Below are 23,785 nucleotides of genomic sequence, written 5' to 3' on the forward strand. Positions count from 1 at the left end.
TCATGACGCTACTCGGGGATGAAGGTGGAGATCTCCTGCCCCTTCAGCCACGCGTCCATCATCCCGTCCTCGAGCAGCTTCCCGACGACGTGGTAGCGCGACACCATCGCCGGGGAGGTGAGGGCGTCCTCGCAGACGACCCTGGCTTCGCCCAGGTAGGACGCGTGGCACATCCATACCTTCGCGCTGTCGTTCCAGAGGAACCCGACGTGGTAGTCGAGCCCGACGACGTAGAGCCCCGCGCCGGCGCTCATCAAGCGGTCGATGACCTCCGACACGGGGCGGTCGCGAAACCGCCAGGTCTTCCGCGGAGGGACCAGCGTCTTCACGATGTACTCGGCGGGCTGCTGGGCCATCCGCACGCGTTCGACGCGGAAGCCCGCGTCCCGCAACACGGTGGAGACGAAGTAGCCACAGGCGATGCTCCCGGTCCCGGGTGTCTGGCTATTGCCGTAGAACTCCCAGGGCGTGCCGTACCAGGCTGGCATCAGTTGCCGGGTGATGGCCTCGAAGACGGTGGAACGGGCCTCGTCCCGCAGGGTTGTGCGTTTGGCGCCGGGCTGCTGCCACCGTGTGCCGAAGTCCTGTCGCCGGGTCTCCAACTCGGAGCGCACGTCGGCATAGGGGCGCGCTGGACGTGAGGCCTCGGGCTCCGCGTCGAGAGGGGCGAGGGCGAGGAGGAGCAGGATGGGAACCATGCGCCTGTGGACGCCTGGCCCCGCGCGGCGGTTCCCTGGGCCTGCGTCACCCGGTGAAGACGCCCCAGCAGATGTCGTTCCGCGCACGCTGGTCTTCGAGGACGAGCTCGCGGAGGTGGGTGGGGATGCGCTTGCGCTGCCACCCGAGCTCCTTCAGGCGAGCCCCTTCCGCGTCATCCTCCGAGACCGACGCGGCGGCGGCACGGAGGGCGTACGCCGCCGCGCCCAGGTAGTGCGCGGCGACATGGGCGACGGCCACCGCCTGGCCTGCCGCGAGCGCCGCGAACTTCGCCGGGTCCGGCGCCCCACTCGCCGCGGCGTTGGCCACGAACGCGGTCTTGTGGGCGTCACGCATCGGCACCTCGCCCCGGATCCACGCCCGTCCCACTGCGATGGCGTCACGGGGGCGCGTGTCCCCGGGGCACGCCTTCTCGAAGAGGGGCAGGACGTGCTCCGCGCAGAGGGCGGCCCACTCCGCGAGCAGGTGGTGGTCCTCGTCGGTCAGGCTCCCGCCTCGACGAAGGGTGATCAACCGGGGGTCTCGCTCCTTCGGCAGGATCGGCATGGTATTCTCCAGCGGGCCCCATCGATATGTGACTTCCGGAGGGACTGCCATGCCCTCGACACGTCTCGAAGCCCTCCTCGACCTGGCACGCGGCCCTCTGGGCGAGTCGGTGCTCGTGGTCACCGGTGCCGGCATCAGCCTGGCCAGCGGCATCCCCACGTTTCGGGGGACGGATCCGGGCGCCGTCTGGGCGAACGAGGTGATGGAGAAGGGGACGTACGACTTCTTTCTGCGCAAGCCCCACGAGTCCTGGCGGATCTATCTCCGGCGCGCCGAGGTGGCCCTGGCGGCGAAGCCCAACCCTGCCCACTTCGCGCTCGCGCAGTGGGAGCGCTGGCAGGAGCAGCGGGGCCGCGCGTTCACGCTCGTCACCCAGAACGTGGACACGCTGCATGAGCAGGCGGGGAGCCGCGCGCTCATCAAGGTCCACGGGAGCCTGGACCGCGCCCGGTGCACCAAGCGGGGCTGTGGGAACGGCGCGCCGCGAGGCTCGGTGCCGCTGGAGTCTTTGGACTTCAGCCCCTTCCACGCGTTTGCGTCGCCACGCACCGTGCCTCGCTGCCCCCGCTGCAACAAGCGGATGCGGCCGCACATCCTCTGGTTCGACGAGTTCTACGCCGAGCACCAGGACTACGGCATCCAACAGGTGGAGGAGCGCGCGAAACGCAGCCGGCTGGTCCTCTTCATCGGGACGTCGTTCTCCGTGGGCGTGACGGACCGGGTGAGCAGCATCGCGCTCCTGCGCGAGGCGAAGGTCCTGAGCATCGACCCCTCGGGCACCTCGCGGGTGCCCGGCATCGAAGTCATCCCGGAGCGCGCGGAGGAGCTGCTGCCTCGGTGGATACAAGCCCTGACGGAATCCCCCTGATTGGCGATGGTCAGCACGACATCGTGCGTCAACCGGTCGGGGTCGATATGCCTTCGCGCCCCCATCGTTCCAGTGGGTCATGCGACGACTTGGATGGATGCTGGGGCTGCTGGGCTGCGTAGGCTGCGCGAGCGCCACGCGAGGCATCTCCACCCGGTACAACCCGGAGACGGGGCGGTATGAGGCGCCCACGCATGAGCTCGTCTATCAGGCGCCCGTCGAGGACGCGCTGCTGACGGCCCGGTACGTCTTCGAGAAGGACCACATCTCCGTGATGGAGAAGGAGGGGGGACTGGAGATGTTCACCTCCTTCATCCCGGACGTCGTCCCCCCCGAGCGCTACTACATCCAGGGGGAGCGCCTTGGGCCCCGGCAGTCACTCGTTCGCGTCTTTCGCCTCCGGTACACCCAGTCGGGGGGCTACGTCGCGGAGGACCCCGGCCGGTCCACCGTGATGGCCCAGGCCCAGGCCCAGGCTCCGGTGCTGGAGGCCTTCAGCAATGTTCCTGGACTGGAGGGCTACCAGCCCGCGCATGGCTTCCGCGACATGGGCATCGAGCAGAAGCTCCTGGCGCTGCTGGAGATGTCCCCCGCGCTGGAGCTGGTGGGCGGCAATCCCCCCGTTCCCCTGGACTCGGTGGTGACGGGGAGCATGGGCGAGCAGGGGGAGACCGCGCCCGGGTGTGGTGCTCCCATGGAGGGCGCCTCGTCCCTGTTCTCCGCGGGAAGCGTCCTGCTCGTGGCGGACCCCCTGGGCACGCGGGAGGTGCCGTCCGCGGCGCTGCGGATGGTGTGCGAGGCCACGGCCCGGGAGCTGCCGGTGACGCTGGCGCTGTCCATTCCTGTCTCGGAGCAGCCGCTCCTCGAGCGCTACCTTTCCAGCGACGGCGATTCCGCGGCCATTCAGGAGCTCCTCTCCGGGAGCGCCTTCTGGCGGCGGATCTACCAGGACGGACGCAGCAGCCGCGCCATGCTGTGGCTCGTCGAGCAGGCCCGCCGCCTGCGCGTCGCCGGACGGGATGTGACCGTGGCCGCCATCGACTCCGACAAGGCCCATGGCAATGAGCGCGAGGCCCAGATGGCCCAGCACCTGCTGAACGCCCAAGCGAAGCGTCCCCAGGCCTGGACGCTGGTGCTCACGGGCGGTGTCCACGCGCGCACCACGAAGGTGAGCTGGGATGGCGACTTCGAGCCCATGGGCGCGCGCGTGGCCCGGGTCCTGCCCTCGGTGCGTGTCCTGGACGTTGGCTTCCAGCGTGGCACGCAGTTCGCCTGCCGCTACAACGTCTGGAATGAGGGCGTGGAGTGCAACGTCTTCGGTATCAGCCCGGCGCTGGAGGCGTGGCAGTCCTCCAAGCAGGCCTCGGGCCTGGAGCTCTTCGCATCCCAGCAGCCTGACGGATTCCACGGCCGGCTCTACCTGGGCGCGCTCACCGCGTCGCCTCCCGCGCTCATGGCGCCGCGCGCAGGTACGCCGCGAGCCGGAGCCCTACCGAGATGATGCGGTGGGGCGAGCTGAGGATCGCTCAGGGGACGAGTGACGACCCTGCCGGCTCGGCGCTTTGCTCCTGAGCCAGGAGGATGAGCTTGGCCCGGCTGGGCACGGCCAGTTTGACGAAGACCCGCTTCAGGTGCGTCTTCAGCGTGTTCAGCGAGCTCCCCAGGTCCTCCGCGATGGTCTGGTTGTCCCAGCCATTCAAGACACGCTCCACCACCTCCAGCTCGCGAGGGGTGAGCCGCTTGCGCCACTCGGTGGGAACCTGGACGCTGTGAGACACCTCCTGGAACAACAGCGCCCAGGGCGTCCTCCCGGAATGGGCTGGCAACGGGAGGAAGGTCACCTTCAAGCTTCGTCCCGGCCGCCGGAACGTCAGGACGTCCTGGCCGGAGATCATCCGCTGGCCGGAGCGGCTCATCCGCTCCAGCGTCTCCAGGAGCACCTGGGGAATACCGAAGCGGCCACACGGCGCATCGGGGAACCAGCGGTGGAGCAGCGCCGTGGAGCGGGGCGTGCGCATCAGTTCGATGGCGGGAGGGCTCAGCACGATGCTCTCCAGCCCTGTGTGGCGGAAGAGCTGGTCCAGGAGGTCTCCCTGACGGGCCAGGTCTCCCAGCATCAGGCAGTTGCGGACCGTCCTGGCCAGGATGGGCGTCAGGCGTTGGAGAAAGGCCTGCTCCTGCTCCGAGAACGCCTTGCGGTGCTCCCGGTACAGGGTGAAGCCGCTGTGCCAGCCCAATCCCATGTCCAGCGACACGGACAGGATGCGCTCCACCGGCATGTGCATCTCCCGGCAGTGCGCATACATGGCGCTGTCGCGCATCGCCTGCCGCGACAGCATCTCGGACTCCCGCAGCACGGTGTTGGGCTGCTGGACCACCGCGGCGCTCACGAAGCACTCGTCCGCGATCTCCGGGTAACGGTCGAAGAAGACCTGGGGCATGTCCTGGATCATGGGCCAGTCGTATTGACCGGGCTCGCCGGGCCTGGACACGCAGAGCCCTCCAAAGTCCGAGTCCAGCACGCGTGACAGGACCTTGTGGGACTCAGAGAAGACCTCCCTCAGGTCGAGCGAACAGGTCAGCGCCGTCATCATCTCCAACAGCACCTGCTCTCGCTGCCTGGAAGCCGAAGGGCCTTTCACGCGCATGACCTTCCTCCACGTCTGGATTCGAGCGTAAGCACGACGGCTGAGATGCTTTTACCATGCGGGACAGCGTCACCCCTATGGGTGATGCCGGCTCTCGACGGGTTCCCGTACCTTCCTCGAGCTACACGCTGGCCCCCATGAACATGGAGAGAGTCGATGCGAAAGCAACTGGTTGCATGTGTCCTGGCTGTCAGTGTCTTTCTGGCCGGAGGCACGGCCGAGGCCTTTCCCCCCGGCTGGGAGATGAATGACCTGGGAGACAAGGTCCTCATCTACAATCACAAGCACGAGCTTGTCTGGTCTGCCGAAGTTGATGAGAAGGGGGACTGGCACGAGACGATCTACAAGCCCACGGGTGGCAGCGGTCGCGAACAGGGTGAAACGCTGGGCGGCATCAAGAGCGCGTCGGGCTACGTCCTGGTTGAGATCCCGAAAAGTGTGGGAGGGCTTGTCGTCATGGACGCGTCGAAGCGGGAAGTCGTCTTCGAGGTCAAGGGAGGCCTGGAGGCGGGGTCGATCGTCAAGATTCCCGCGAGCAAGCTCGGCGGCAACGTGCAGATGCTGGCCACGGTCGATGACGCCGGGGTGACGCTCGACGTCGCGTTCTTCGGATGGGGAGGCACCTGCGACAGCAGGTCCTTCTGGGTCAGTCGCTAACCCCCTGGCGGGCGTCTCGGGGTTCGAGAACGGAGCCCCGATGCACGCCGGCGCAGGACCGGACGCTCAGCACCACGAGGATGAAGGCGGTGACCTGCTGTCGTGATGGGAGTTGGAGCTGCGATGTGCAAGAAGAGCAGGCTACCCGGGAGGGCTCGGTGGATGATGCTGGGCCCTGGATGAGGTGGGAGCGTGCCATGTCGACTCCAGGAGCAATCGCTGTGTACACGTCGGGCTCGGGCGTCCCCGGGCATGTCTCCGAGCGGCCCTGGCGTGGGGTCGAGCATTTCCGGGACGGCTCCCCGTTGGGGCTCGGAAAACACCTCTTGGAGCGCGTGCAGCAGGAGAAGGGCGACATCCAGGCCGTGGTGCGCCAGCTCATCGATGAGGCCCCCTGGGGCTGGACAAACTGCATGCCTCGGCCTGATGCGCCGGAGGGCGAGCGCCACACGGAAGAGGACCCCGGCCCACGGGTCGCACCGGACGAGACCGGGCTCGTGGCCTACATCTACGTCTTCGACCTGGAGGCGCGCCGGCTGGATGCGTTCTCGACCTACGTCGGGGATGACGGCAAACGGATCAGCTCCGTGGTCTTTTCGCCCGATGGCGTGCCCGACCTGCCGGCGCTCGACCTCCTGCCTGAAGAGGCTGTCTCTGAACCGCCCCTGCCTGGAGAAGAACTCTCTCCCCAGGCGCTGAAAGACTTCCTCGATGGCCTGCCGGTGCTCGGAACAGACTCGAGGTATCTCCACTGGGTGAACATCGAAGAGGGGCCGGACCGCTCCCTCTCGATCATCTTCCGGGTGATCACCTTCGAAGAAGAGCAGCTCACCCAGTTGGAGGAACAGGACTGGAATGCTGTGCCTGCATCCGCCCGGCTGGAACCGGAGCGTGTCCGGAACTTCATCGAGGCGCTCGTCGAGGTGGTGGACGAGGATTTGAGCCGGCGGCTCGACTCGTTCTGGATCGCCGAGCAGGACTCCCTGCGCCGTTCCGGGGCAAGGCAGCGCGCGAGCTTCGCGAAGATCCTGAGGGCGCACGTGGCCCGCGACTTCGGCTCCAATGACGGAGACTGACGCGTGCACGAGTACGACTTGATCGCGGACTGGTATGCGTCCCAGCGCGCGGACCTCAGGGGCGTTCCCGAAGTGACAGCGCTCGCGGCCTCACTGCCCGCCGGTGCCTCGGTGTTGGACGCCGGCTGCGGTACGGGGCTGCCGCTGACGCAGGTGCTGCTGGAGCACGGCTGTCAGGTGATGGGCGTGGACAGCTCCCGGGAGATGCTGGCGCGATTTCAGGCGAAGTTTCCCCACGTGCCGGTGCGCTGTGCGTCCATCCAGTCGTGTGAGCTTCAGGAACGGGCGTTCGACGCCGCGATCGCGTGGGGCGTCCTGTTCCACCTGCGCCACGAAGAGCAGGCACTCGCCATCGCCAACATCGCGAGGGCCTTGAAACCTGGCGCGGCGTTCCTCTTCACCTCCGGCGACGCCCACGGCTCCATCGACGGCGCGCCGATGGATGGCGTGCCGTTCCGTTACCACTCGTACAGCGTCGACGGGTATCGCGACCTGCTGCGCGCGCATGGGCTCTCGCTGGAAGAGACACACACGGACCCGGGCGGGAACGTCTACTACCTGGCTCGCAAGACGGGCTGAGGTGGACGCCCGCCATTCGCTTCCATTGGAGCCCTCCATGACACGCGCCCCCGCATTCACCCTTCGCGAGTACCCCATCTGCGACGATGGCTGTGGTCCCTACGACATCACGACGGGGGCGGACGGAGCCCTCTGGTTCACGCTCGTCCACCATGGACAGATTGGCCGGATGACGACGGCAGGGGATGTCACGCGCTTCGCTGTCGAAGGCGCGGATGGACTGTCGCGAATCATTCCCGGTCCCGACGGCGCGCTGTGGTTCACCGAGTTCAAGAGCCACCGCGTTGGACGCATCACCCTGGATGGGAGCGTGAGCAGCTTCCCGATTCCCGGCGAGGGCGGCCCCTACGGAATCACCGTGGGCCCGGAGGGCGCACTCTGGTTCACGCTGATGCACAACGACCGCATTGGCAGACTCACGCCTGATGGAGCCCTCCGCGAGTACCGCCTCCCCACCACGGGGGGATATCCAGCGGCCATCGTCACGGGCGCCGACGGTGCCCTCTGGTTCACCCTCAACCAGACGAACGCCATCGGCAGGATGACCCTGGATGGAACCGTCACCCTCTTTCCGCTCCCGACTCCCGGCGCGGGACCCGTGGGCGCGACTGCGGGGCCGGATGCCATCTGGTTCGTCGAGATCATCGCGGGACAGCTTGGCCGCATGGCCCTGGACGGAACGGTGGCGGAGTTCCCCCTGCCTCATCGCGATGCGAAACCCCACGCCATCGTGGCCGGCAGGGACGGAATGTTCTGGTTCACCGAATGGGGCGGCAACCGCGTTGGCAGCATCAGCGGAGCCGGGGCGATTCAGCTGTATGACCTTCCGACCCCCGCCTCCGAGCCGCACGGCCTGACTGGCCCGGATGGCGCGGTGTGGATCGCCTTGGAGAAGGGCAGGGTGGTCCGCCTGGAGCCACGGCTTCCATTCGGGGGCGAGGACTAGCTTGCAGGCGTCGCCTTCTCGAAGCGGCGATCCGGCACCAGCCACATCAGCGCGGCCAGCACATAGAGCGCCTCGGAGAAGTACCCGTTGAGGAAGGCGCTGGCGATGCCGGCCACGTAGAAGAGCGGTGAAATCTTGCCCTTGAAATCGCGCCCGACCGCCAGGGCCAGGGTCGACTTCCGGCCTTGCATCACCACCAGGCGGCTTTGCAACAACCACCAGGCGAAGGCGCACATCAGCAGCACGAAGCCGTAGAGCGCCAGCGGCACGGACGAGAAATGGTTTTCGCCCATCCACCCCGTGGCGAAGGGGATCAGCGACAGCCAGAACAACAGGTGCAGGTTCGCCCACAGCACGCCGCCGGTGACATGGCTGATGGTGTGCAAGAGGTGATGGTGGTTGTTCCAGTAGATGCCGATGTAGACGAAGCTGAGCACGTAGCTGAGGAAGACCGGGATGAGGGGCCGCAGGTCGGCCAGCTCGCTGCCGTGCGGGACCTTGAGCTCCAGCACCATGATCGTGATGATGATGGCGATGACGCCGTCGCTGAATGCTTCCAGCCGGTGCTTGTCCATGCTTCCCCCCGCGCAAGACCCTGCTTCGGGGATGAGCCGAGGTCAGGTCCGTTCGGCAAGACGGTTCAAGGTTTCCATATCCTCGGCGCTCAAGGTGAGCGCGGCACTGGCGAGGTTCTCCCGGAGGTGTGTGATGGATGACGTGCCCGGAATGAGCAGCACGTTGGGGGACCGGCGCAGGAGCCAGGCCAGCGCCACCTGCATCGGTGTCGCGCCCAGTCGCGCGGCCACGTCGTTCAGCGTGCTCGACTGAAGCGGCGTGAAACCGCCCAGCGGGTAGAACGGCACGTAGGCCGTGCCGCTGGCGGCGAGCTGGTCGATGAGGGCGTCATCACTCCGGTGCGTCAGGTTGTAGTGGTTCTGCACGCAGACGATCTCGGCGATCTTGCGACCCTCGGCGACCTGCGCCGGCGTGACGTTGCTCAAGCCGATGTGGCGGATGAGGCCGCGCCGCTGGAGCTCCGCCAGTGCGGTGAGCGGTGCCTCGATGGAACCCTCCGCCGGGCCCGCGGCGCTGAACATCGCCCGGAAGTTCACGACATCGAGCACCTCGAGCCCGAGATTGCGCAGGTTGTCGTGGACCGAGCGCTCGAGGTCCGCGGGGGAGAACGCAGGCTCCCATGAGCCGTTGGGACCGCGCACCGCGCCGACCTTGGTGGCGATGACCAGACCGTCGCGATACGGGTGAAGCGCCTCACGGATGAGCTGGTTGGTCACGTGGGGGCCGTAGATGTCACTGGTGTCCAGATGGTCGACGCCCTGGGCGATGGCCTCCTTCAGCACCGCGATCGCCGCCTCGCGGTCCCTGGGCGGACCGAAGACGCCGGGGCCGGCGAGCTGCATCGCGCCGTAACCCACGCGGCGGACGGTGTGTGTGCCAATGCGATAGCTGCCTGGGATGCCATTGGGGGCCACGGTGAAGCTCCTTCGTTGAGCGAGATCGCCCATCTCTTTACGGAAGGAATCACTGCGCGACTACCGGTGGTAATCCGCACAGGTCGTGCGAAAATCCGTGCAGTGATGGATGACCTCTCTGATCTCACCGCGTTCTTGACGGTCGCTCGCGAAGGCGGATTCCGCAGCGCTGCTCGCGCATCGGGCACGAGCGCCTCCCGGTTGGGGGATGCGATCCGCCGTCTCGAGGCCCGCCTGGGCGTCCGCTTGCTTCACCGGAACACGCGCAGCGTGACGCCCACTGACGCGGGGGCGCGCCTGCTCGAAAGACTCACACCGGCACTGGGGGAGGTGCGGTCAGCACTGGACATGGTGAACACGTTCCGCGACCGGCCCGCGGGGCGCTTGAGGCTCAATGTGCCGATCGCCGCCGCGCGCCTCATCCTCCCTCGCATCGTGCAGCCGTTCCTCGCGAAGTACCCCGACATCACCCTGGAGGTGACCGCCGAAGAGCGCCTCATCGACGTGGTCGCGGAGGGCTATGACGCCGGAATCCGTTACGAGGAGCGCCTCGAACAGGACATGGTGGCGGTGCCCATCGGGCCACGGACGCAGCGTTATGCGGCGGCCGCATCGCCCGCATACCTCGAGCGTCGGGGTCGGCCGAAGCATCCGCGCGACCTGCTCGAACACGACTGCCTGCGCGGGCGCTTGCTGAGCGGACCGGTGCATGCGTGGGAGTTTGAACGCCGTGGAGAGACGATCCACGTTGAACCCAAGGGGCCGCTGCTCTTCAGCCTCAACACGAGCACCGACCTCGCCGTGGAGGCCGCGGTCGCGGGCGGTGGAATCGTCTATCTGTTGGAGGATTGGCTGCGCCCCTACCTCGACAGGGGAGCGCTGGAGCCCGTGCTCGAACGGTGGTGGCCGAGCTTCTCGGGACCCTTCCTCTACTACTCGGGCCGGAAGAACCTGCCGGTGCCGCTGCGCACGTTCGTCGACTTCATCAAGTCGCTAGGAGGTCAATGATGGATCCGTCCCCTGAAGAGTTCATGCGCGAGGCCATCGCCCTGGCCCGCGCCAACGTCCAGTCAGGTGGCCGTCCGTTCGGGGCCGTGCTCGTTCGCGATGGCCAGGTGCTCGCGCGCGCGGTCAACGAAGTCATTCAGACGAAGGACCCCACCGCCCACGCCGAGCTTCTGGCCATTCGCAATGCAAGCCAGAGCCTGGGGAGCGCCAGCCTGAACGGCTGCGTTATCTACGCCAGCGGTCATCCCTGTCCGATGTGCCTGGCCGCCATGCACCTGTGCGGTATTCAGGGTGCCTTCTTCGCCTACTCCAACGAGGAAGGCGAAGCCTTTGGTCTCTCCACGGCGCCCATCTACGCGCAACTGGCGCGTGGGCCCCAAGGACAGTCCCTGCCCTTGAGGCCCCTGCGCCCGGCGGGCGAGCAGGGACTGTACGGCGAATGGAAACGCCAACAGCGCGACCCGTGAGCCGGAATCCCCCGGCTCACGGGTGCGCCCACGTTACTTCGAGGCTCCCTGCTTCTTGCGGCGACGCAGGCAGCCGAGGCCGAGGGCGATGGCCATCCAAGCCGTGGCGGAGCCGGGGGCCGCCGCGCACCCTTCGCTTTCGGGAGGGAGCTCGGTGGAGGCGAGGTTGACCGTGAAGGACGCCGGGGCGGAGGCCGTGCTGGTGTTGCCCGGAGCGTCCACCGCGGTGACGGCCAGCGTGTGATGTCCCGCCGCAAGGGGCTCCTTGAGCTCGAGGCTCCAGTTGCCGCTGCCGTCCACCTGGGCGCTTCCAACGACGACCCCGTCAATGGACACGTGCACCGTGCTGAAGTGTTCGGCCGTGCCGGAGATGACAGGCGTCTTCGTCTTCACCACGGCGCCTGGGGCCGGGGCCACCACCACGGGGGCATCCGGCGCGATCGAGTCCACGCTGAAGAAGGTCGGAGGGGACACGGGACTGGCGTGGCCCGCCGCATCGCTCGCCTGGACCGTGACGGTGTGCCGCCCCTGGGCCAGCGCGGTGCCCGGCGTGAAGCTCCAGGCGCCCGTGTCGTGGGTCGTCGTGCTCCCCAAAGGCAATCCATCCAGCACGAGGGTCACCGTGCTGCCGGGCTCGGCCCTCCCGGAGAGGATGGGCGTCTGGGTCGTGACCACGGCGTCATGGGCCGGCGTCAGCACCACCGGGGCCTCCGGCGCCTCCAGGTCCACACGGAATGCGTGGGCAGAGGACTCCTGGCTGGGATTGCCGGCCGCATCCGTCGCGTGCGCCGTGAGGGTGTAACTCCCCGTGAGCAGCACGACGGACATCGTGGTGCTCCAGGTCCCCGTGTCGGAGGCCACGACGGTCGCCACGAGCCGTCCATCCAAGGTGAGGGTCACCGTGCTGCCCGGCTCGGCGGTGCCGGAGACCGTGGGGCCCGAGGTGTTCACCACGGCGCCAGGGGCGGGGGTCTTCACCACGGGGGCGTCAGGCGCGATCGAGTCCACGGTGAAGGTGTAGGTCGGGTACTCCGGGCTGCGATTGCCGGCCTCATCCGTCGCGTAGGCCGTGACGGAGTGGATCCCCTGGGCCAGCGGGGTTTCCAAGGGGAAGTCCCAGCGACCGCCGTTGTAGGTCGGCGTGGTCCCCACCAGCACTCCATCCACGAAGAGGGTCACCGTGCTGCCGGACTCGGCGTTGCCGGAAACAAGGGGCGTCGTGGTCCTCTGTGCGTAGCCAGGCGCGGGGAACTGCACCCACGGAGCGGCAGGCGCCACCGAATCGAAGGTGAACTCGCGGGAGGGGGCATCCTGGCTGGTGTGGCCCTCCGCATCCGTGGCCCGGGCCGTGAGCTCGTGGCCGCCCTGGTCCAGCGCGATGCCCGACGTGAAGCTCCAGCCTCCATTGGCATCGGTCCGCGTGCTCCCAGCGTCCCTGCCATCCACCACGAGGGTCACCGTGCTGCCCGGCTCGGCCGTGCCGGAAGCGAGCAGGGCGTTGATCTTGCCGGACGGGACCGGCGTCGCCACCGTGGGGGGCGGCAAGGGGGCGCCCTGGACGCGGACCACGCGCCCACCGGGAATGGCGTTCGTGATGACCGTGAGGAGGTAGTAGCCCGCCGGGACCTGGGGCAGGAGGGCCGTCAGCGAGGTGTCCGACGCGTTCGTCACGGGCACGCGCCACAGGCCATCTCCCTCCACCGCCATCAGGTTGAGCATCGGGAAGTTGGTGGCGGAGCCCTGGGTGTTCCCGCTGCTCGCCTCCGAGAGACCGAGGAAGCCGTTGCCGGTCAGGGGCACGGCCTCTCCAGGTCTCACGACCGGGGCGTCGAAGGTGGGGCGCCACGCGTCGAGCGCTCCCGTGTCCTCATAGACCTCCGCGCTGGCGGTGCCGTCCTCGCCGCTGAACCCACCGGTGCTGAGCACCTTGCCGGAAGGCAGCAGGGTCAAGACGTGAAACAGCCGGGAATGGTTCATGGACGGGGCGCTGGAAGCCCAGGTGCCTGTTTCCTGCTCGTAGAGCTCGACGTCGGCGATGTCGCCGGCGGCGATGGCGCCGCCAGCGATGAGCACCTGCCCCGTGGGCAGCAGGGTCGCCTCGGCGCTGTGGCGGCCCACGTTCAACATGCCGCTCAAGGTCCAGGTGCCCGTCGCGGGGTCATACACTTCCGTGCGCCGCTCATATCCGCTGGCGTTGGAGGAACCCGCGGCGATGAGCACCTTGCCCGAGGGCAGCAGGGTCGCCGTGTGGTTGGTCCTGGGGACATTCGGAGGGCGCGCCGAGGTCCAGGTGCCCGTCGCGGGGTCATACAGCTCCGCGGAGGACCTGGCGGCGGACCCGTTGCCGCCGACGACGAGCACCTTGCCGTCCAGCAGACGCGTCGTCGTGTGGCGGCGTCGTGCAACGCTCATGGCGTTGGTGGCGCTCCAGCTCCCTGTCGCGGGGTCATACACCTCCGCGCTGGCCAGGTCGCTTGTTCTGGTGCTGCCGCCCAGCACGAGCACCTTGCCATTGCCCAACAGCGTTGCCGTATGGCCGGACCGGGGTGAACTCAGGGAGCCGGTGGGGGCCCAGGTGCCCGTCCCGGGATCAAACACCTCGGCCCTGTCCTGGATGCCGCTGTTGTTGTTGTAGCCACCGGCGACGAGGACCTTGCCCGAGGGCAGCAGCGTCGCGGTGGCCCCTTCGCCCCCGGCGGTCATCGAGCCGGTGGCCGTCCAGGTCTCCGCCTGGGGGTCGTAGAGCTCGGCACTGACCGGATAGGCATCATTGGCGGCTCCTCCGGCGACGAGCACCTTGCCCGAGGGCAGCAGGGTCGCCGTGTGAACGATGCGGGGCTCGCTCATGGCGGCGGTGTCAGTCCATGTCCCTGCCCTGGGGGCATACAGCTCCGCGCTGCTCAGGCTGTCATTGCCATGGGAGCCCCCGAGGATGAGCACCTCACCCGAGGGGAGCAGGGTCGCCGTGGCCAGGTCCCGCGAAATGGTCAGGTCGCCGCCGCTCGCCCAGGTTCCCGCCGCCTCGTCATAGAGCTCCATGCGGGTGTCGGGGCTGCCCTGTCCTCCCGCGACGAGCACCTTGCCCGAAGGCAGCAGGGTCGCCGTTGGGTTGTCGTGCGCGATGGCCAGTGCGCCCGTGGCGGTCCAGGTGCCGGTCCCAGGGTCATACACCTCCGCGCTGGCCAGGCTGGCAGTGCCGTTGGAGCCTCCCGCGACGAGCACCTTGCCCGAAGGAAGCAGCGTCGCCGTGTGACGGGTTCGAGGCGAGGTCATGGCGCCCGAGGACGTCCAGGTGCCCGTCGCGGGGTCATAGACGTCCACGCGGGCCAGGGCGTGCTCGCCGTCCCAGCCACCGGCGACGAGGACCTTGCCGGAAGGCAGCAGGGTCGCGGTGTGGTGGCTTCGAGCCGAGGGCAGCGCGCCCGTCGGCGTCCAGGTGTACGTCTGGGGATCATAGAGCTCCGCGCTGGTCATGGCGCCCTGGCCGTCCCAGCCGCCCACGACGAGCACCTTGCCCGAGGGCAGCAGGGTCGCCGTGTGATTGGACCGGGCCTGGTCCATGTGACCGCGGATGAATGGCCTTTCACCCGTCGCGGAGTCGTAGTGCTCCACGCTGTCGGTGACGTGGCCGCCGGTGGTCCGGCCTCCGACGATGATCAGCTTCCCGGAGGGAAGCAGGGTCACGGTGTGATGGGAACGGGCCTCGTTCAGGGTGATCAGTGGCGCCCAAACGCCCGTCGCGACGTCATACACCTCCAGGTTGCGAAGCGCGTTGCCATTGACGTCAGCCCCACCCGTGACCAGCACCTTGCCCGTGGGGAGCAGGGTCGCCGTGTGCTGGGCGCGGGCCACCGCCATGGAGCGGATGGCCCTGGAGCTCCCCGTCAGGCGTTGCGCTGTCGTGACCGCCCGCGCCGGGGGGCGTTCTTTCGACACCGGCTCGGCGGGAGGGGCAGCGGGACTGCAATGGAGCCACAGGGCGGCGAGCACCATCGGCCAGACCCTGATTCCAATAAAGTGAGACAAACGAAAACTGCTGTCGCGCGACATGTTGAAATGCTCCAGGAGAGGCGGGGCGAAGGTGGAAGCTCGGGCTGCATCCAGACGCGTCAGTCTCAGCGTATGTTCACGCTAGGTAACGATGAGCGGTCAAGAGCTTGGGTTTGAGCGCCTTGAAAAGCGAAACGTCCATTCCGTCTGGGATGTATTGCCCATGGGCCCGGCGCCTTTCCATGGTCGGTCGAAGAGGAGGGGTTGCCGGTGCGCATCCTGAAATGGCTCGTGGGGGGTGTGCTGGTCGTGGCGGTGTTGCTGGGCGGGGCGCTCGTCTGGGGCATGCAGCGGGTGACACGGGCGCGCGAGGCTCGCATCGAGGCCCTGAGGCCGCTGCTCCCGCGGGCGAGGGCCATGAAGACCCTGGTCCCCCAGGATGCGTGTCTCATCGCGGAGGGCCATTACATGGAGCAGGCGACGGTGCTCACCACGGAGTGCCGGAACGTCACGCTCCACTTCACGCGCCCCGGGTCGGAAAAGGACGTCTGCGAGGGCCTCCCCACCTTGTCGAAGTCAGAGGTGCTGGTCCTGGACGCGGACTTGCTCGGTGACGACCTCTCCGCGCGGATGGAGCGCACCACGCGCATCGGAGACATGCTCGGCTACCAGGGCATCCCCGCGATGAATCCGCAGGGAATGAACCTGGGGCCGTGCGCGGCGAACCAGCTCATCAGCCATGTCGTGGCCATCGACGACATCGACGAGCTCCAGCTCCCGGAGGAGCTCCTCCTCGTGAAGCGGCAGGACCTGGGCTCCGAGTACCGCAAGCAGGTCAGCGCGGCGCTGCACCAGGGCGTGGAGAAGCTCACCGCGGGCAAGCTGATGGCGGAGTTCTAGGCCCACCGGCCCGGTGAGCTCCTCCGTACTGTAAGCTTATCAAGGCCCGACATCCCATGATGTCGGGCCTTCCCATAAAGGTGCCCCATGTCCTTCCTCCGTCAGTTGTTCGCCGCGACCCTCCTCGCGGCCTCCGTGGCCTCCGCGGAAGCCCCGAACGCGAGCTACGAGGCATCATCCAGCCAGGCCAGGCCTGGTCCCCTCTGTCATGCAAGCCTTTGCGAGACGGACCAGGACTGCTGGAACGCCTGCTCCAGCGCTCGCACCGCGACCTGCGTCCAGAACACCTGCGAGTTCACCTATACGGGCGGTGGTGGCGGTGGTGGCGGTCCGCTCTGCCTGGAGCAGGTCTGCACCGAGAACTGGGAGTGCAGCTGCAACGGCGTCCCGGGCTACTGCGGCTCGGACTGGACCTGCCACTTCTGACGCTTCAGGACGCGAAGCGCGTCACGGCGCACGCGGCGGACCGAACCAACGGGTCAGGGCCTCACGCAGGCCCTGGTCCGTGCCCTGTCCGACCCACGCGACGTGTCCGTCCGGCCGGATCAGCACCGCGACGGGCGCCGTGACCGCGCCGAGCACCGGGAGCTCCCACTCTCCCGTGTAGCGGGCCGTCACGCTCCGGACCCGGTCCGCCCAGGGCGTGATGCCGAGCGTGCCGGGCTCGCCCAGGTCGAGCAGCACGGGCCGCGCGTCATGCAGCAGGTGGAACACGCGCCGGGGGCCGTCGGCGGTGACCAGGTCGAGGTCCGGCATGCGGCGCCCGAGCAGCGGGTGTCCGGTGCCCAGGTCGTAGTGGACGTCCAGTCCCGACATCATCGCCGCGTACTGCTTGCGGGGCCCGTCCATCCGCAGCAGTTCCGCCAGCGTCTCGCGCACGGCGTCCATCCGCGCGTCACCCCGGCTCAGCGCGGTCTGCGCCATGGTCTTTTGCAGCGCCCGGGCCGCCACGGGGTGCCGCTCGGCCTGGTACGTGTCGAGCAGGCTCTCCGGCGAGACGCCGCGCACGACCTGGGCCAGCTTCCACCCCAGGTTCACGGCATCCTGCACGCCCAGGTTGAGCCCCTGTCCGCCCATGGGCGAGTGGATGTGGGCCGCGTCGCCGGCCAGGAGCACCCGCCGGTCCCGGTAGGACGCCGCCTGCCGCGTCATGTCGCTGAACCTGGAGAGGTACGTGGCGCCCCGCAGGCCATGGTCCGTCCCGTAGAGCGCGACGAGTGCCTTTCGCAGGTCCTCGAGGGTCGGCGCGGCGCCCGTGACGACCTGCTCCTCCCTCAGCACGACGCCCACGCGTCCGCCCTCCGCCGGTCCCATGGCGTAGGTGCCCTTCTCATCCCGGCGGATGCCGAACGCCGGCGCTCCGGTCATCTCCACCTCGGCGATGAGGTAGCTGATGGACGCGTCCCACCCCGGGAACCCGATGCCCGCCGCCTTGCGGATGAAGCTGCGGCCTCCGTCGCACCCGACGAGGTACTTCGCCCGCAGCACACGGCCGTCGGACAGCTCCACGTCGACGCCGGTGCCGTCCTGCGCGAAGCCCGTCACCTCGCACCCACGGTAGATGGGCACCGCGAGCTCGCCCACCCACTCCGCCAGGATTCGCTCGAAGCGCTCCTGCAGGAGCGCGAGCCCATGGTTGTGACGCGTCGGGAAGTCGCTGAGGTCCAGAAGCGTCTGGGCGAACGCGACATTCTGGACCGCCTGCCCTTGCGAGGTGAAGCGCTCGGCGACCCCTCGCTGATCAAGCACCTCCAGGCTGCGTGCGTGCAGGCCGCGCGAGCGCGAGCCGGCGACCTCCTGACTGGGGCGCCGCTCGACGATGGCCACGTCCACCCGCGCCAACGCCAGCTCCGCCGCCAGCATCAACCCGGTCGGACCCCCGCCAGCAATCACCACCGCGTGCTGTGTCACCACGTCCGTGTGCATTCCTGCCTCCCGTTCCTGGAGCGAAACGGGCGATGGTGGAGCACGGCCGGGGGGGCTTGCGGCAACACCCGGGTTCTGGCATTTGCTGGCAGTGGAAAGAGCGGAGAGGCCGCGCTCGATTCAGGGGTGCGCTGTCTTGCTTTCGACCCGTCCCTGTGGCGTTGGGCCTGCCATCAACTCCTCGCACGCCACGGCCCACGCACGTTTGCCGGGATAGAACGCCTCGTGGAGGTACGCCCAGGTGGCGCGCTGGACGGCGGCGACTCTCGCGGGGTTCTCGTCGGTCGTCTCCGTCACGCGATACCCGGAGATTCCACCGAGCATGTGCTCGGCGCCAAACAGCGTCAGGAGCGACTTGGGGCCCGGGCTCAAGGTGTACGCGTCCGTGAACCACTCCGGACCGCGCACGGTCAGCGGCGAATGGTCCTGGTCGCCCGCCACGATGAGGGCCGGCGTGGTCATCCCTGAATAGACCTGATTCAGATACGGAAAATGCTCACGCGCGAGAGGGCTCAGCGCATCGCCTCCCCGGCCGCCCGCGCAAAGCAACACACCGACCTTGATGCGGGGATCGGAGAGGTCCTCACCCATGCGGCCATCGGGCCCCTGGATCCTGGCGCCGAGCAGCATCGCCGTGGTCTGCGCGCCAAACGAGTGGCCAGCCAAGGCGAGCCGGCTGCGATCGACGCGGCCCGCGAGCCCCGGAACGGACGCTTCAATGACGTCCAGATGGTCAAGGACGCGCGTGACATCCTCGACGCGGAACTTCCAGATCACCGGCGTCCGCGGATCCTCCGGCCCGAGGCCGTACATCCTCGAATCGAGAAACGTGGGTTGGATCACGACGAAGCCACGCGCCGCCCAATGGTGCGCGAGGGGAAGGTAGCCATCCGACGACGAGCCATGGCCGTGCGCGAAGACGATGATGGGCAGACTGCTTCCCGTGACGGGCGCGGAGACCCGCACTTCCAGATCCACGCCACGCCCCGGCGCGGACAGGACGACGGGCCGCACCGACACCACAGGCGCGGTGTCTTCCATTCGAGGGTTCGATTTGCTCATGGGTCTTGGGATAGCGCCTGCGGTATGGACGAACCATGCGCAAGACTCCAAAGCAGTTAGCTGAAAAGCCAACGCCGCTGGAGCTCCGAGACCCACGTGGAGACGCGGTCGCGGACGTGCTCGGCGCCTCGCTGATCAGGCATGCGCTCTACAGCCCCATCGAGGCGCGCGGGCCGTGGGGGCTTCGCATGCCCCGCCGGAATCGCGCGAGCTTCTACCTGGTCGCGCATGGCAGCGCGCGACTCGAGGTCGAGGGGGCGCGCACGCAGGTCCTGTCGTCTGGAGATGTCGGCTTCGTCCCTCACGGCACGGCTCACGTGCTGCGCGATTCGGCTGACAGCAAGCCGCTCCCGGTCCGCGACGGTTCGTACTCTCTCAACGGGAGTCCCCGGCGCATCGGGGGGCGCGGCGCGGCGACCACCCTGGTCGCTGGCTTCTTCGAGCTGAGCGACGGACTGGGGCCGGTGCTCCTTCAAGGCGTCCCGCCGCTCGTCGTCTTGTCAGCGAGCGACCCTGCTTCGGTGCCCGGGGTCGCCGCCGCGGTTCAGTTCATCCTCGCCGAGAGCGCATCGCCCCGACCGGCGAGCAACATCGTGGTCCAGCGTCTCGCGGATGTGCTGTTCGTGCTCGCCCTCCGCTCGACGGTGGGGGAGGGGCAGTGTCAGCGCGGCGCCATCGCCGCCGTGGCCGACCCACGAATCTACGAATCGCTGAGCCTCATGCACGCCCGCGTCGCGGACCCATGGACCGTGGACCTGCTCGCGCGACGCGTGGGCATGTCGCGCTCGGGGTTCGCGGCGCGCTTCACGGACCTCGTGGGGGAGTCCCCGCTCCAGTACCTCGCGCGCTGGCGCATCGCGCGGGCCGCGGAGCTGCTTCGCGACACCACCGAGAAGGTGGAGACCCTCGCGAACCGCGTAGGCTACGAGAGCGTTCCCGCGTTCAGCCGCGCGTTCAAGCGCTGGCAGGGCATGGGCCCGGCGGCGTTCCGCAAGTCGATGCGGCCCTGAGGCATACTGCGAGGATGCGCATTGTCGCCGTCGCGGACACCCATCTCTTCCACGATGACCTCGTGATGCCTCCGGGCGACATCTTCGTCCACGCGGGCGACATGTGCCGCGCGGGGGATCTGGACGAGCTCGCCCGGGCGGCGGCGTGGATTCGCGGCCTGCCCTACCGTCACAAGGTCATCGTCGCGGGCAATCACGACTGCGCCTTCGCCGACTCGCCCGCGGAGGCCCGGGCGCTTCTGGGCGAGGACGTCATCTACCTGCAGGACGGCGAGGCCACCGTGGCGGGCCTGCGCTTCTGGGGAAGCCCCTGGCAGCCGGCGTACAACGACTGGGCCTTCAACCTGCCACGGGGCGCGGCCCTCGCCAGCAAGTGGGCGGCCATTCCCGAGGGCCTGGACGTCCTCATCACCCACGGGCCTCCGGCGGGCATCGGGGACGGCTCATCGGTGGGAGGACGCACCGGCTGCTCGGACCTGCGCGAGCGCGTGCTCGCCGTGCGCCCCCGGCTGCACCTGTTCGGCCACATCCACGAGGATGGTGGGCTGTGGCGCGAAGGGGACACGTGCTTCGCCAACGTCACGACATGGGAGTGCGAGCGAGCGCCCACCGTCCTCCAACTCGACGCGCGGGGCGTGACGGAGGTGAGCGTTCCTCCAGCGCGGCGTTGAGCCGCTCCCCGAGCGTTGATTCGCTCGGGGAGCGCGCCGTGGCCTACGGATGCTTCACTTCGGCGTGACCTTGAGCACCTTGCCGTTGGTGGCGTCGGTGAGCAGGTAGAGGGCGCCTTCGGGGCCCTGCACCACCTCGCGGATGCGCGCGTTCAGGTTCTTGAGGAGGTGCTCCTCGCCCACCACGCGGTCATTGCGCACCATGAGCCGCACCAGCGTCGTGGCGGCCAGGCCGCCGATGAACATGTTGTTCTTCCATTCGGGGAACAGGGTCCCCGAGTAGAAGGTCATCCCCGAGGGGGCAATCACCGGGTCCCAGTAGTACACAGGCTGCTCCATGCCCGGAGCCTGGGTGCTCTGGTGGATGGGCGCGCCGGAGTACTCCTCGCCATACCCGATGGTGGGCCAGCCGTAGTCCTTGCCTGCCTCGGGGCGGTTCACCTCGTCACCGCCCTGCGGCCCCATCTCCACCGTCCACAGCCGGTTCTGGCTGTCGAGCGCCGCGGACAGGACGTTGCGGTGACCGATGGACCAGATCTCCGGCTTCGCCTGCGGGTTGCTCAGGTACGGGTTGTCCTGGGGGACGGAGCCGTCGGGATTGATGCGGACGATCTTGCCGAAGTGGCTCTTCACGTCCTGGGCCTGGGCACGGCCCTCGAGGATGGAGCGCTCTCCGAGCGTGACGAACAGCTTGCCGTCCGGGGTGAACACCAGCCGTCCCCCGGAGTGCAGCGTCGACTCGAGCGTGGGCATCATGCGGAAGATGACCTGGACGTTCTCCACGCGAGGCTGCGCCGCGTCCACGAGCCGCGCGCGCGCCACCGCCAGGCCGTTGCCGCCCGTCCGGGGCTCGGAATAGGTCCAGTAGATGAGCCCGCTCTGGGCGTAGTCCGGGCCGACCTCCACGTCGAGCAGGCCGCCCTGACCGCGCGCGTCCACCGCGGGCAGGCCGCTGACGGCGGGGGACTTCGCGCCCTGCTGCGTGACGATGTAGAGCGAGCCGGTGGCCTTCTCCGTCACCAGCATGCGCTGATCAGGCAGGAAGGCGATGGCCCACGGGTTCCTGAAGCCCGAGGCAATCTCCGTGACCTGGAACGGCGTCTTCGTCTGGATGGCGGGGACGCGCGTCTGCCCGGGGAAGGCCGGCTGGAACTCGGGCACGTTGGGCGGGCCCTGCGGGACCGGGGGACCGCTGGGGAGCGGATCTTCCGGCACGCCCGCGTCATGAACGACGCCCGCGTCGTTCTCCGGTACGCCCGCGTCATCATCAACGACGCCCGAGTCGTTCTCCGGCACGCCCGAGTCCTGTGCGGGAACGCCCGAGTCCTGCAGCGAGGTGCCCGAATCCGGAGGCTGGGGCTCTGGATCATCCTGGCAACCGACCAGGAGGGTGGCGACGATGAGGGGCCATGACGGGATGCGCATGCGACTCACTCCAGGGGGAAGGGGGAAGAGGAACCATCGCGTGCTTTGAATGGGCTGGGAAGGACGCGTTGCCATGGGTGGCGGAGCCTCGAACGGCGAGCGTGGGAGCGTGGAAAACTTCATCCAGGTCGCTGAAGGCGTGTCGCCGTGGGTCGGGTCCTGCGTGGTAATAAATGGAGGCCTCAGGCGCAGGAGGGCGAAGCGATGGCGCAGTCGGAGCAGCGGAGCGCGAAACCGTACTGGGTGGTCCTGGTCGTGGGCGTGGTCCTGGCCGCCGTGCTGCCCGTCACCTACCTGGCCCTGACGCCCATCCTGGCGCCTCCCGCGGAGCCCGGTGACATCTCCAGCCCCACGCTCGCGAAGGTGCTCAACGAGAGCATCGACACGGCCGTGGCGGACCTGGATCCGAAGAAGTGGCCCGGCCTGATTCCAGAAGCGGCGGCCAACTCGCGCGTGTTCCTGCGCGAGGTGGCCGAGGTCGTCGCCCGCTGTAGCAAGGGGCCGCTGGAGCCCAACCCGAAGTACAACCGGATGCTGTTCCACCTGGTCGGCGTGGATGGCCTCCGCCACGAGCCCATCACCGCGCGGGGGTGCGGCGAGGACTCCATCATCTTCCGCGCCACGTTCAAGGACGGCCGCGTCGCCGAGGTCTTCACCGACGGCCGCGAGCGGCGGCACTCCGTCGAGGAGGTGAAGGGCATGGTCAACATCCGCGATTTCGGACGGCTGCTCATCTCCTCGGACAAGCGGAGTCATCCCGAGCGCTACTACCCGCCCGCCTCGCCCCAGCCGCCTCCTCGGGATGTCTCGAAGGACTGGGAGTGAGGCCCGCTCCTGAGAAGGCGTGAATGCGGTACGGAGGCGGAACCTCGTCTATACACTCCGCAGGCTCTGCGACCCTTCACGGGTCGGAAAGGACGAAGTGAAGACGATGAGGAACGCGCTTTTCGGCTGGACGGCCTCCGCGCTCATGACCCTGGCGGCGACGCCCGCGCTGGCCCAGCTCCAACTGCCGGCCCCGAGCCCCGCGGCGAAGGTGTCGCAGGCGGTGGGTGTCTCTGAAATCTCCGTCGAATATTCCAGCCCCGGAGTGAAGGGCCGGAAGGTCTGGGGCGAACTGGTCCCCAATGACAAGGTGTGGCGCAGCGGCGCCAACGCGGCGACGAAGATCACCTTCAGCCACCCTGTCACCTTCGGCGACAAGGCCGTCCCCGCCGGTTCCTACGCCATCGTCAGCCTGCCCTCGCAGAAGGGCTGGAAGGTGATGCTGAACACGGACCTGGGCCTGTGGCGGGGCGGCACGTCCTATGACGCCTCCAAGGACGTGGCCACGGTGAGCGCCACCACCGCGGCGATTCCGGCGCGTGAGCGCCTGACGTACCTCTTCACCGACACCACGGACACCGGCACGCGGCTGGACCTGGAGTGGGAGAAGCTGCGCGTCTCCGTGCCCATCACGGTGGACACCGCCGCCTTCGCGAAGGCCAACATCGAGAAGGCGGAGAAGGACGCGGCCAGCATGCACGCGAACGCGGCCTCCTACCTGGCGGGCACCGCCAAGGACCCCGCCGCCGCGCTGAAGCACGCCGACGCGGCCGTGGCCGCCAACCCCACGTGGTACGCCCACTGGACCCGCGCGAACGTCCTGTCGCAGATGGGCCGCTACGCCGACGCCCGCAAGGCCGCGCAGACCGCGTGGGACCTGGGGCAGAAGGACAAGAACTTCTACGCCCGTGACGAGGTGACCCAGGCGCTGGCGGACTGGAAGAACAAGAAGTAGTCCGCTTTCGCTCCCGGAG

Annotated in this window: 23 protein-coding genes; 14 read left to right on the forward strand and 9 right to left on the reverse strand. The window is 68.4% G+C overall.

The window, feature by feature from the left end; all coding sequences use genetic code 11:
* Window positions 1-8: 8 nt before the first annotated feature.
* Complete coding sequence (locus ACX114_RS09260) at window positions 9-698, reverse strand: hypothetical protein (RefSeq protein WP_459296770.1); 690 nt, start codon at window positions 696-698, stop codon at window positions 9-11.
* Between the two features lie 46 nt (window positions 699-744).
* A complete protein-coding gene (locus ACX114_RS09265) occupies window positions 745-1,263 on the reverse strand; it encodes a putative immunity protein (RefSeq protein ID WP_459296772.1) in 519 nt (172 codons plus the stop codon).
* A 49-nt stretch (window positions 1,264-1,312) separates the two neighbouring features.
* Here ACX114_RS09265 and ACX114_RS09270 point away from each other — a divergent pair, with 49 nt between their 5' ends.
* Both ACX114_RS09270 and ACX114_RS09275 read left to right on the forward strand, forming a co-directional pair.
* On the forward strand, window positions 1,313-2,131 hold the full coding sequence (locus tag ACX114_RS09270) for an SIR2 family NAD-dependent protein deacylase (protein WP_459296774.1): 819 nt from the start codon (window positions 1,313-1,315) through the stop codon (window positions 2,129-2,131).
* Between the two features lie 79 nt (window positions 2,132-2,210).
* A complete protein-coding gene (locus ACX114_RS09275) occupies window positions 2,211-3,632 on the forward strand; it encodes a hypothetical protein (protein ID WP_459296776.1) in 1,422 nt (473 codons plus the stop codon).
* 25 nt (window positions 3,633-3,657) lie between these two features.
* Here the strand turns inward: ACX114_RS09275 and ACX114_RS09280 are convergent, their stop codons facing one another.
* Complete coding sequence (locus ACX114_RS09280) at window positions 3,658-4,779, reverse strand: helix-turn-helix transcriptional regulator (protein WP_459296778.1); 1,122 nt, start codon at window positions 4,777-4,779, stop codon at window positions 3,658-3,660.
* 156 nt (window positions 4,780-4,935) lie between these two features.
* Here ACX114_RS09280 and ACX114_RS09285 point away from each other — a divergent pair, with 156 nt between their 5' ends.
* From ACX114_RS09285 to ACX114_RS09300, 4 genes are all read left to right on the forward strand, one after another.
* A complete protein-coding gene (locus ACX114_RS09285; protein ID WP_459296780.1) occupies window positions 4,936-5,436 on the forward strand; it encodes a hypothetical protein in 501 nt (166 codons plus the stop codon).
* A 335-nt stretch (window positions 5,437-5,771) separates the two neighbouring features.
* Window positions 5,772-6,512: a hypothetical protein gene (locus ACX114_RS09290; RefSeq protein ID WP_459296782.1), complete on the forward strand. Its 741-nt coding sequence runs from the start codon at window positions 5,772-5,774 to the stop codon at window positions 6,510-6,512.
* Window positions 6,513-6,515: 3 nt separating this feature from the next.
* A complete protein-coding gene (locus tag ACX114_RS09295; protein ID WP_459296784.1) occupies window positions 6,516-7,091 on the forward strand; it encodes a class I SAM-dependent DNA methyltransferase in 576 nt (191 codons plus the stop codon).
* 37 nt (window positions 7,092-7,128) lie between these two features.
* Window positions 7,129-8,037 carry a Vgb family protein gene (locus ACX114_RS09300; RefSeq protein WP_459296786.1) on the forward strand — a complete coding sequence of 303 codons (909 nt, stop codon included), beginning with the start codon at window positions 7,129-7,131 and terminating at the stop codon, window positions 8,035-8,037.
* On the opposite strand, the gene ACX114_RS09305 is transcribed toward ACX114_RS09300, so the two are convergent.
* Window positions 8,034-8,612 carry a TMEM175 family protein gene (locus ACX114_RS09305; protein WP_459296788.1) on the reverse strand — a complete coding sequence of 193 codons (579 nt, stop codon included), beginning with the start codon at window positions 8,610-8,612 and terminating at the stop codon, window positions 8,034-8,036. The two genes, ACX114_RS09300 and ACX114_RS09305, sit on opposite strands and share 4 nt — an antisense overlap.
* Before the next feature lie 42 nt (window positions 8,613-8,654).
* Window positions 8,655-9,527: an aldo/keto reductase family oxidoreductase gene (locus ACX114_RS09310; RefSeq protein WP_459296790.1), complete on the reverse strand. Its 873-nt coding sequence runs from the start codon at window positions 9,525-9,527 to the stop codon at window positions 8,655-8,657.
* A gap of 15 nt (window positions 9,528-9,542) precedes the next feature.
* Between ACX114_RS09310 and ACX114_RS09315 the strand changes: the two genes are divergently transcribed.
* A complete protein-coding gene (locus ACX114_RS09315) occupies window positions 9,543-10,535 on the forward strand; it encodes a LysR family transcriptional regulator (RefSeq protein WP_459296792.1) in 993 nt (330 codons plus the stop codon).
* Window positions 10,532-11,002 (forward strand): nucleoside deaminase, encoded by a 471-nt coding sequence (locus tag ACX114_RS09320; RefSeq protein ID WP_459296794.1) that lies wholly within the window; start codon window positions 10,532-10,534, stop codon window positions 11,000-11,002. The genes ACX114_RS09315 and ACX114_RS09320 overlap by 4 nt, the downstream gene beginning before the upstream one ends.
* Before the next feature lie 33 nt (window positions 11,003-11,035).
* On the opposite strand, the gene ACX114_RS09325 is transcribed toward ACX114_RS09320, so the two are convergent.
* The gene (locus ACX114_RS09325; RefSeq protein ID WP_459296796.1) at window positions 11,036-14,860 is read right to left on the reverse strand and encodes a kelch repeat-containing protein; all 3,825 of its coding nucleotides are present in this window, start codon (window positions 14,858-14,860) and stop codon (window positions 11,036-11,038) included.
* A gap of 402 nt (window positions 14,861-15,262) precedes the next feature.
* Here ACX114_RS09325 and ACX114_RS09330 point away from each other — a divergent pair, with 402 nt between their 5' ends.
* Together ACX114_RS09330 and ACX114_RS09335 are read left to right on the forward strand one after the other, a co-directional pair.
* Window positions 15,263-15,892, forward strand: coding sequence for a hypothetical protein (locus ACX114_RS09330; RefSeq protein WP_459296798.1), 630 nt, complete (start codon window positions 15,263-15,265; stop codon window positions 15,890-15,892).
* 87 nt (window positions 15,893-15,979) lie between these two features.
* Window positions 15,980-16,318, forward strand: a complete 339-nt coding sequence (locus tag ACX114_RS09335; protein ID WP_459296800.1) for a hypothetical protein — start codon at window positions 15,980-15,982, stop codon at window positions 16,316-16,318.
* 21 nt (window positions 16,319-16,339) lie between these two features.
* On the opposite strand, the gene ACX114_RS09340 is transcribed toward ACX114_RS09335, so the two are convergent.
* A complete protein-coding gene (locus ACX114_RS09340; RefSeq protein ID WP_459296802.1) occupies window positions 16,340-17,818 on the reverse strand; it encodes an FAD-dependent monooxygenase in 1,479 nt (492 codons plus the stop codon).
* Between the two features lie 120 nt (window positions 17,819-17,938).
* A complete protein-coding gene (locus ACX114_RS09345) occupies window positions 17,939-18,859 on the reverse strand; it encodes an alpha/beta hydrolase family protein (protein WP_459296804.1) in 921 nt (306 codons plus the stop codon).
* Between the two features lie 56 nt (window positions 18,860-18,915).
* Here ACX114_RS09345 and ACX114_RS09350 point away from each other — a divergent pair, with 56 nt between their 5' ends.
* Entirely contained in the window at window positions 18,916-19,890 is a 975-nt protein-coding gene (locus ACX114_RS09350; RefSeq protein WP_459296806.1) for an AraC family transcriptional regulator, read from the forward strand.
* A gap of 14 nt (window positions 19,891-19,904) precedes the next feature.
* Entirely contained in the window at window positions 19,905-20,561 is a 657-nt protein-coding gene (locus ACX114_RS09355; protein WP_459296808.1) for a metallophosphatase domain-containing protein, read from the forward strand.
* 54 nt (window positions 20,562-20,615) lie between these two features.
* Here ACX114_RS09355 and ACX114_RS09360 read toward each other — a convergent pair whose 3' ends face one another.
* Window positions 20,616-21,986, reverse strand: a complete 1,371-nt coding sequence (locus ACX114_RS09360) for a PQQ-dependent sugar dehydrogenase (RefSeq protein WP_459296810.1) — start codon at window positions 21,984-21,986, stop codon at window positions 20,616-20,618.
* Between the two features lie 204 nt (window positions 21,987-22,190).
* Here ACX114_RS09360 and ACX114_RS09365 point away from each other — a divergent pair, with 204 nt between their 5' ends.
* Window positions 22,191-22,811 carry a hypothetical protein gene (locus ACX114_RS09365; protein ID WP_459296812.1) on the forward strand — a complete coding sequence of 207 codons (621 nt, stop codon included), beginning with the start codon at window positions 22,191-22,193 and terminating at the stop codon, window positions 22,809-22,811.
* 97 nt (window positions 22,812-22,908) lie between these two features.
* Window positions 22,909-23,766 (forward strand): DUF2911 domain-containing protein, encoded by an 858-nt coding sequence (locus tag ACX114_RS09370; protein WP_459296814.1) that lies wholly within the window; start codon window positions 22,909-22,911, stop codon window positions 23,764-23,766.
* The last annotated feature ends 19 nt before the right edge of the window (window positions 23,767-23,785 follow it).

It is taken from the genome of Corallococcus sp. M7, from assembly GCF_054512695.1.

Coding starts and splice junctions, on each gene's coding strand:
- ACX114_RS09285 (WP_459296780.1), top strand. CDS start 4,936: ATGCGAAAGCAACTGGTTGCATGTGTCCTGGCTGTCAGTGTCTTTCTG.
- ACX114_RS09300 (WP_459296786.1), top strand. CDS start 7,129: ATGACACGCGCCCCCGCATTCACCCTTCGCGAGTACCCCATCTGCGAC.
- ACX114_RS09265 (WP_459296772.1), bottom strand. CDS start 1,263: ATGCCGATCCTGCCGAAGGAGCGAGACCCCCGGTTGATCACCCTTCGT.
- ACX114_RS09320 (WP_459296794.1), top strand. CDS start 10,532: ATGATGGATCCGTCCCCTGAAGAGTTCATGCGCGAGGCCATCGCCCTG.
- ACX114_RS09335 (WP_459296800.1), top strand. CDS start 15,980: ATGTCCTTCCTCCGTCAGTTGTTCGCCGCGACCCTCCTCGCGGCCTCC.
- ACX114_RS09280 (WP_459296778.1), bottom strand. CDS start 4,779: ATGCGCGTGAAAGGCCCTTCGGCTTCCAGGCAGCGAGAGCAGGTGCTG.
- ACX114_RS09340 (WP_459296802.1), bottom strand. CDS start 17,818: ATGCACACGGACGTGGTGACACAGCACGCGGTGGTGATTGCTGGCGGG.
- ACX114_RS09275 (WP_459296776.1), top strand. CDS start 2,211: ATGCGACGACTTGGATGGATGCTGGGGCTGCTGGGCTGCGTAGGCTGC.
- ACX114_RS09355 (WP_459296808.1), top strand. CDS start 19,905: ATGCGCATTGTCGCCGTCGCGGACACCCATCTCTTCCACGATGACCTC.
- ACX114_RS09365 (WP_459296812.1), top strand. CDS start 22,191: ATGGCGCAGTCGGAGCAGCGGAGCGCGAAACCGTACTGGGTGGTCCTG.
- ACX114_RS09325 (WP_459296796.1), bottom strand. CDS start 14,860: ATGGCGGTGGCCCGCGCCCAGCACACGGCGACCCTGCTCCCCACGGGC.
- ACX114_RS09260 (WP_459296770.1), bottom strand. CDS start 698: ATGGTTCCCATCCTGCTCCTCCTCGCCCTCGCCCCTCTCGACGCGGAG.
- ACX114_RS09345 (WP_459296804.1), bottom strand. CDS start 18,859: ATGGAAGACACCGCGCCTGTGGTGTCGGTGCGGCCCGTCGTCCTGTCC.
- ACX114_RS09360 (WP_459296810.1), bottom strand. CDS start 21,986: ATGCGCATCCCGTCATGGCCCCTCATCGTCGCCACCCTCCTGGTCGGT.
- ACX114_RS09350 (WP_459296806.1), top strand. CDS start 18,916: ATGCGCAAGACTCCAAAGCAGTTAGCTGAAAAGCCAACGCCGCTGGAG.
- ACX114_RS09270 (WP_459296774.1), top strand. CDS start 1,313: ATGCCCTCGACACGTCTCGAAGCCCTCCTCGACCTGGCACGCGGCCCT.
- ACX114_RS09305 (WP_459296788.1), bottom strand. CDS start 8,612: ATGGACAAGCACCGGCTGGAAGCATTCAGCGACGGCGTCATCGCCATC.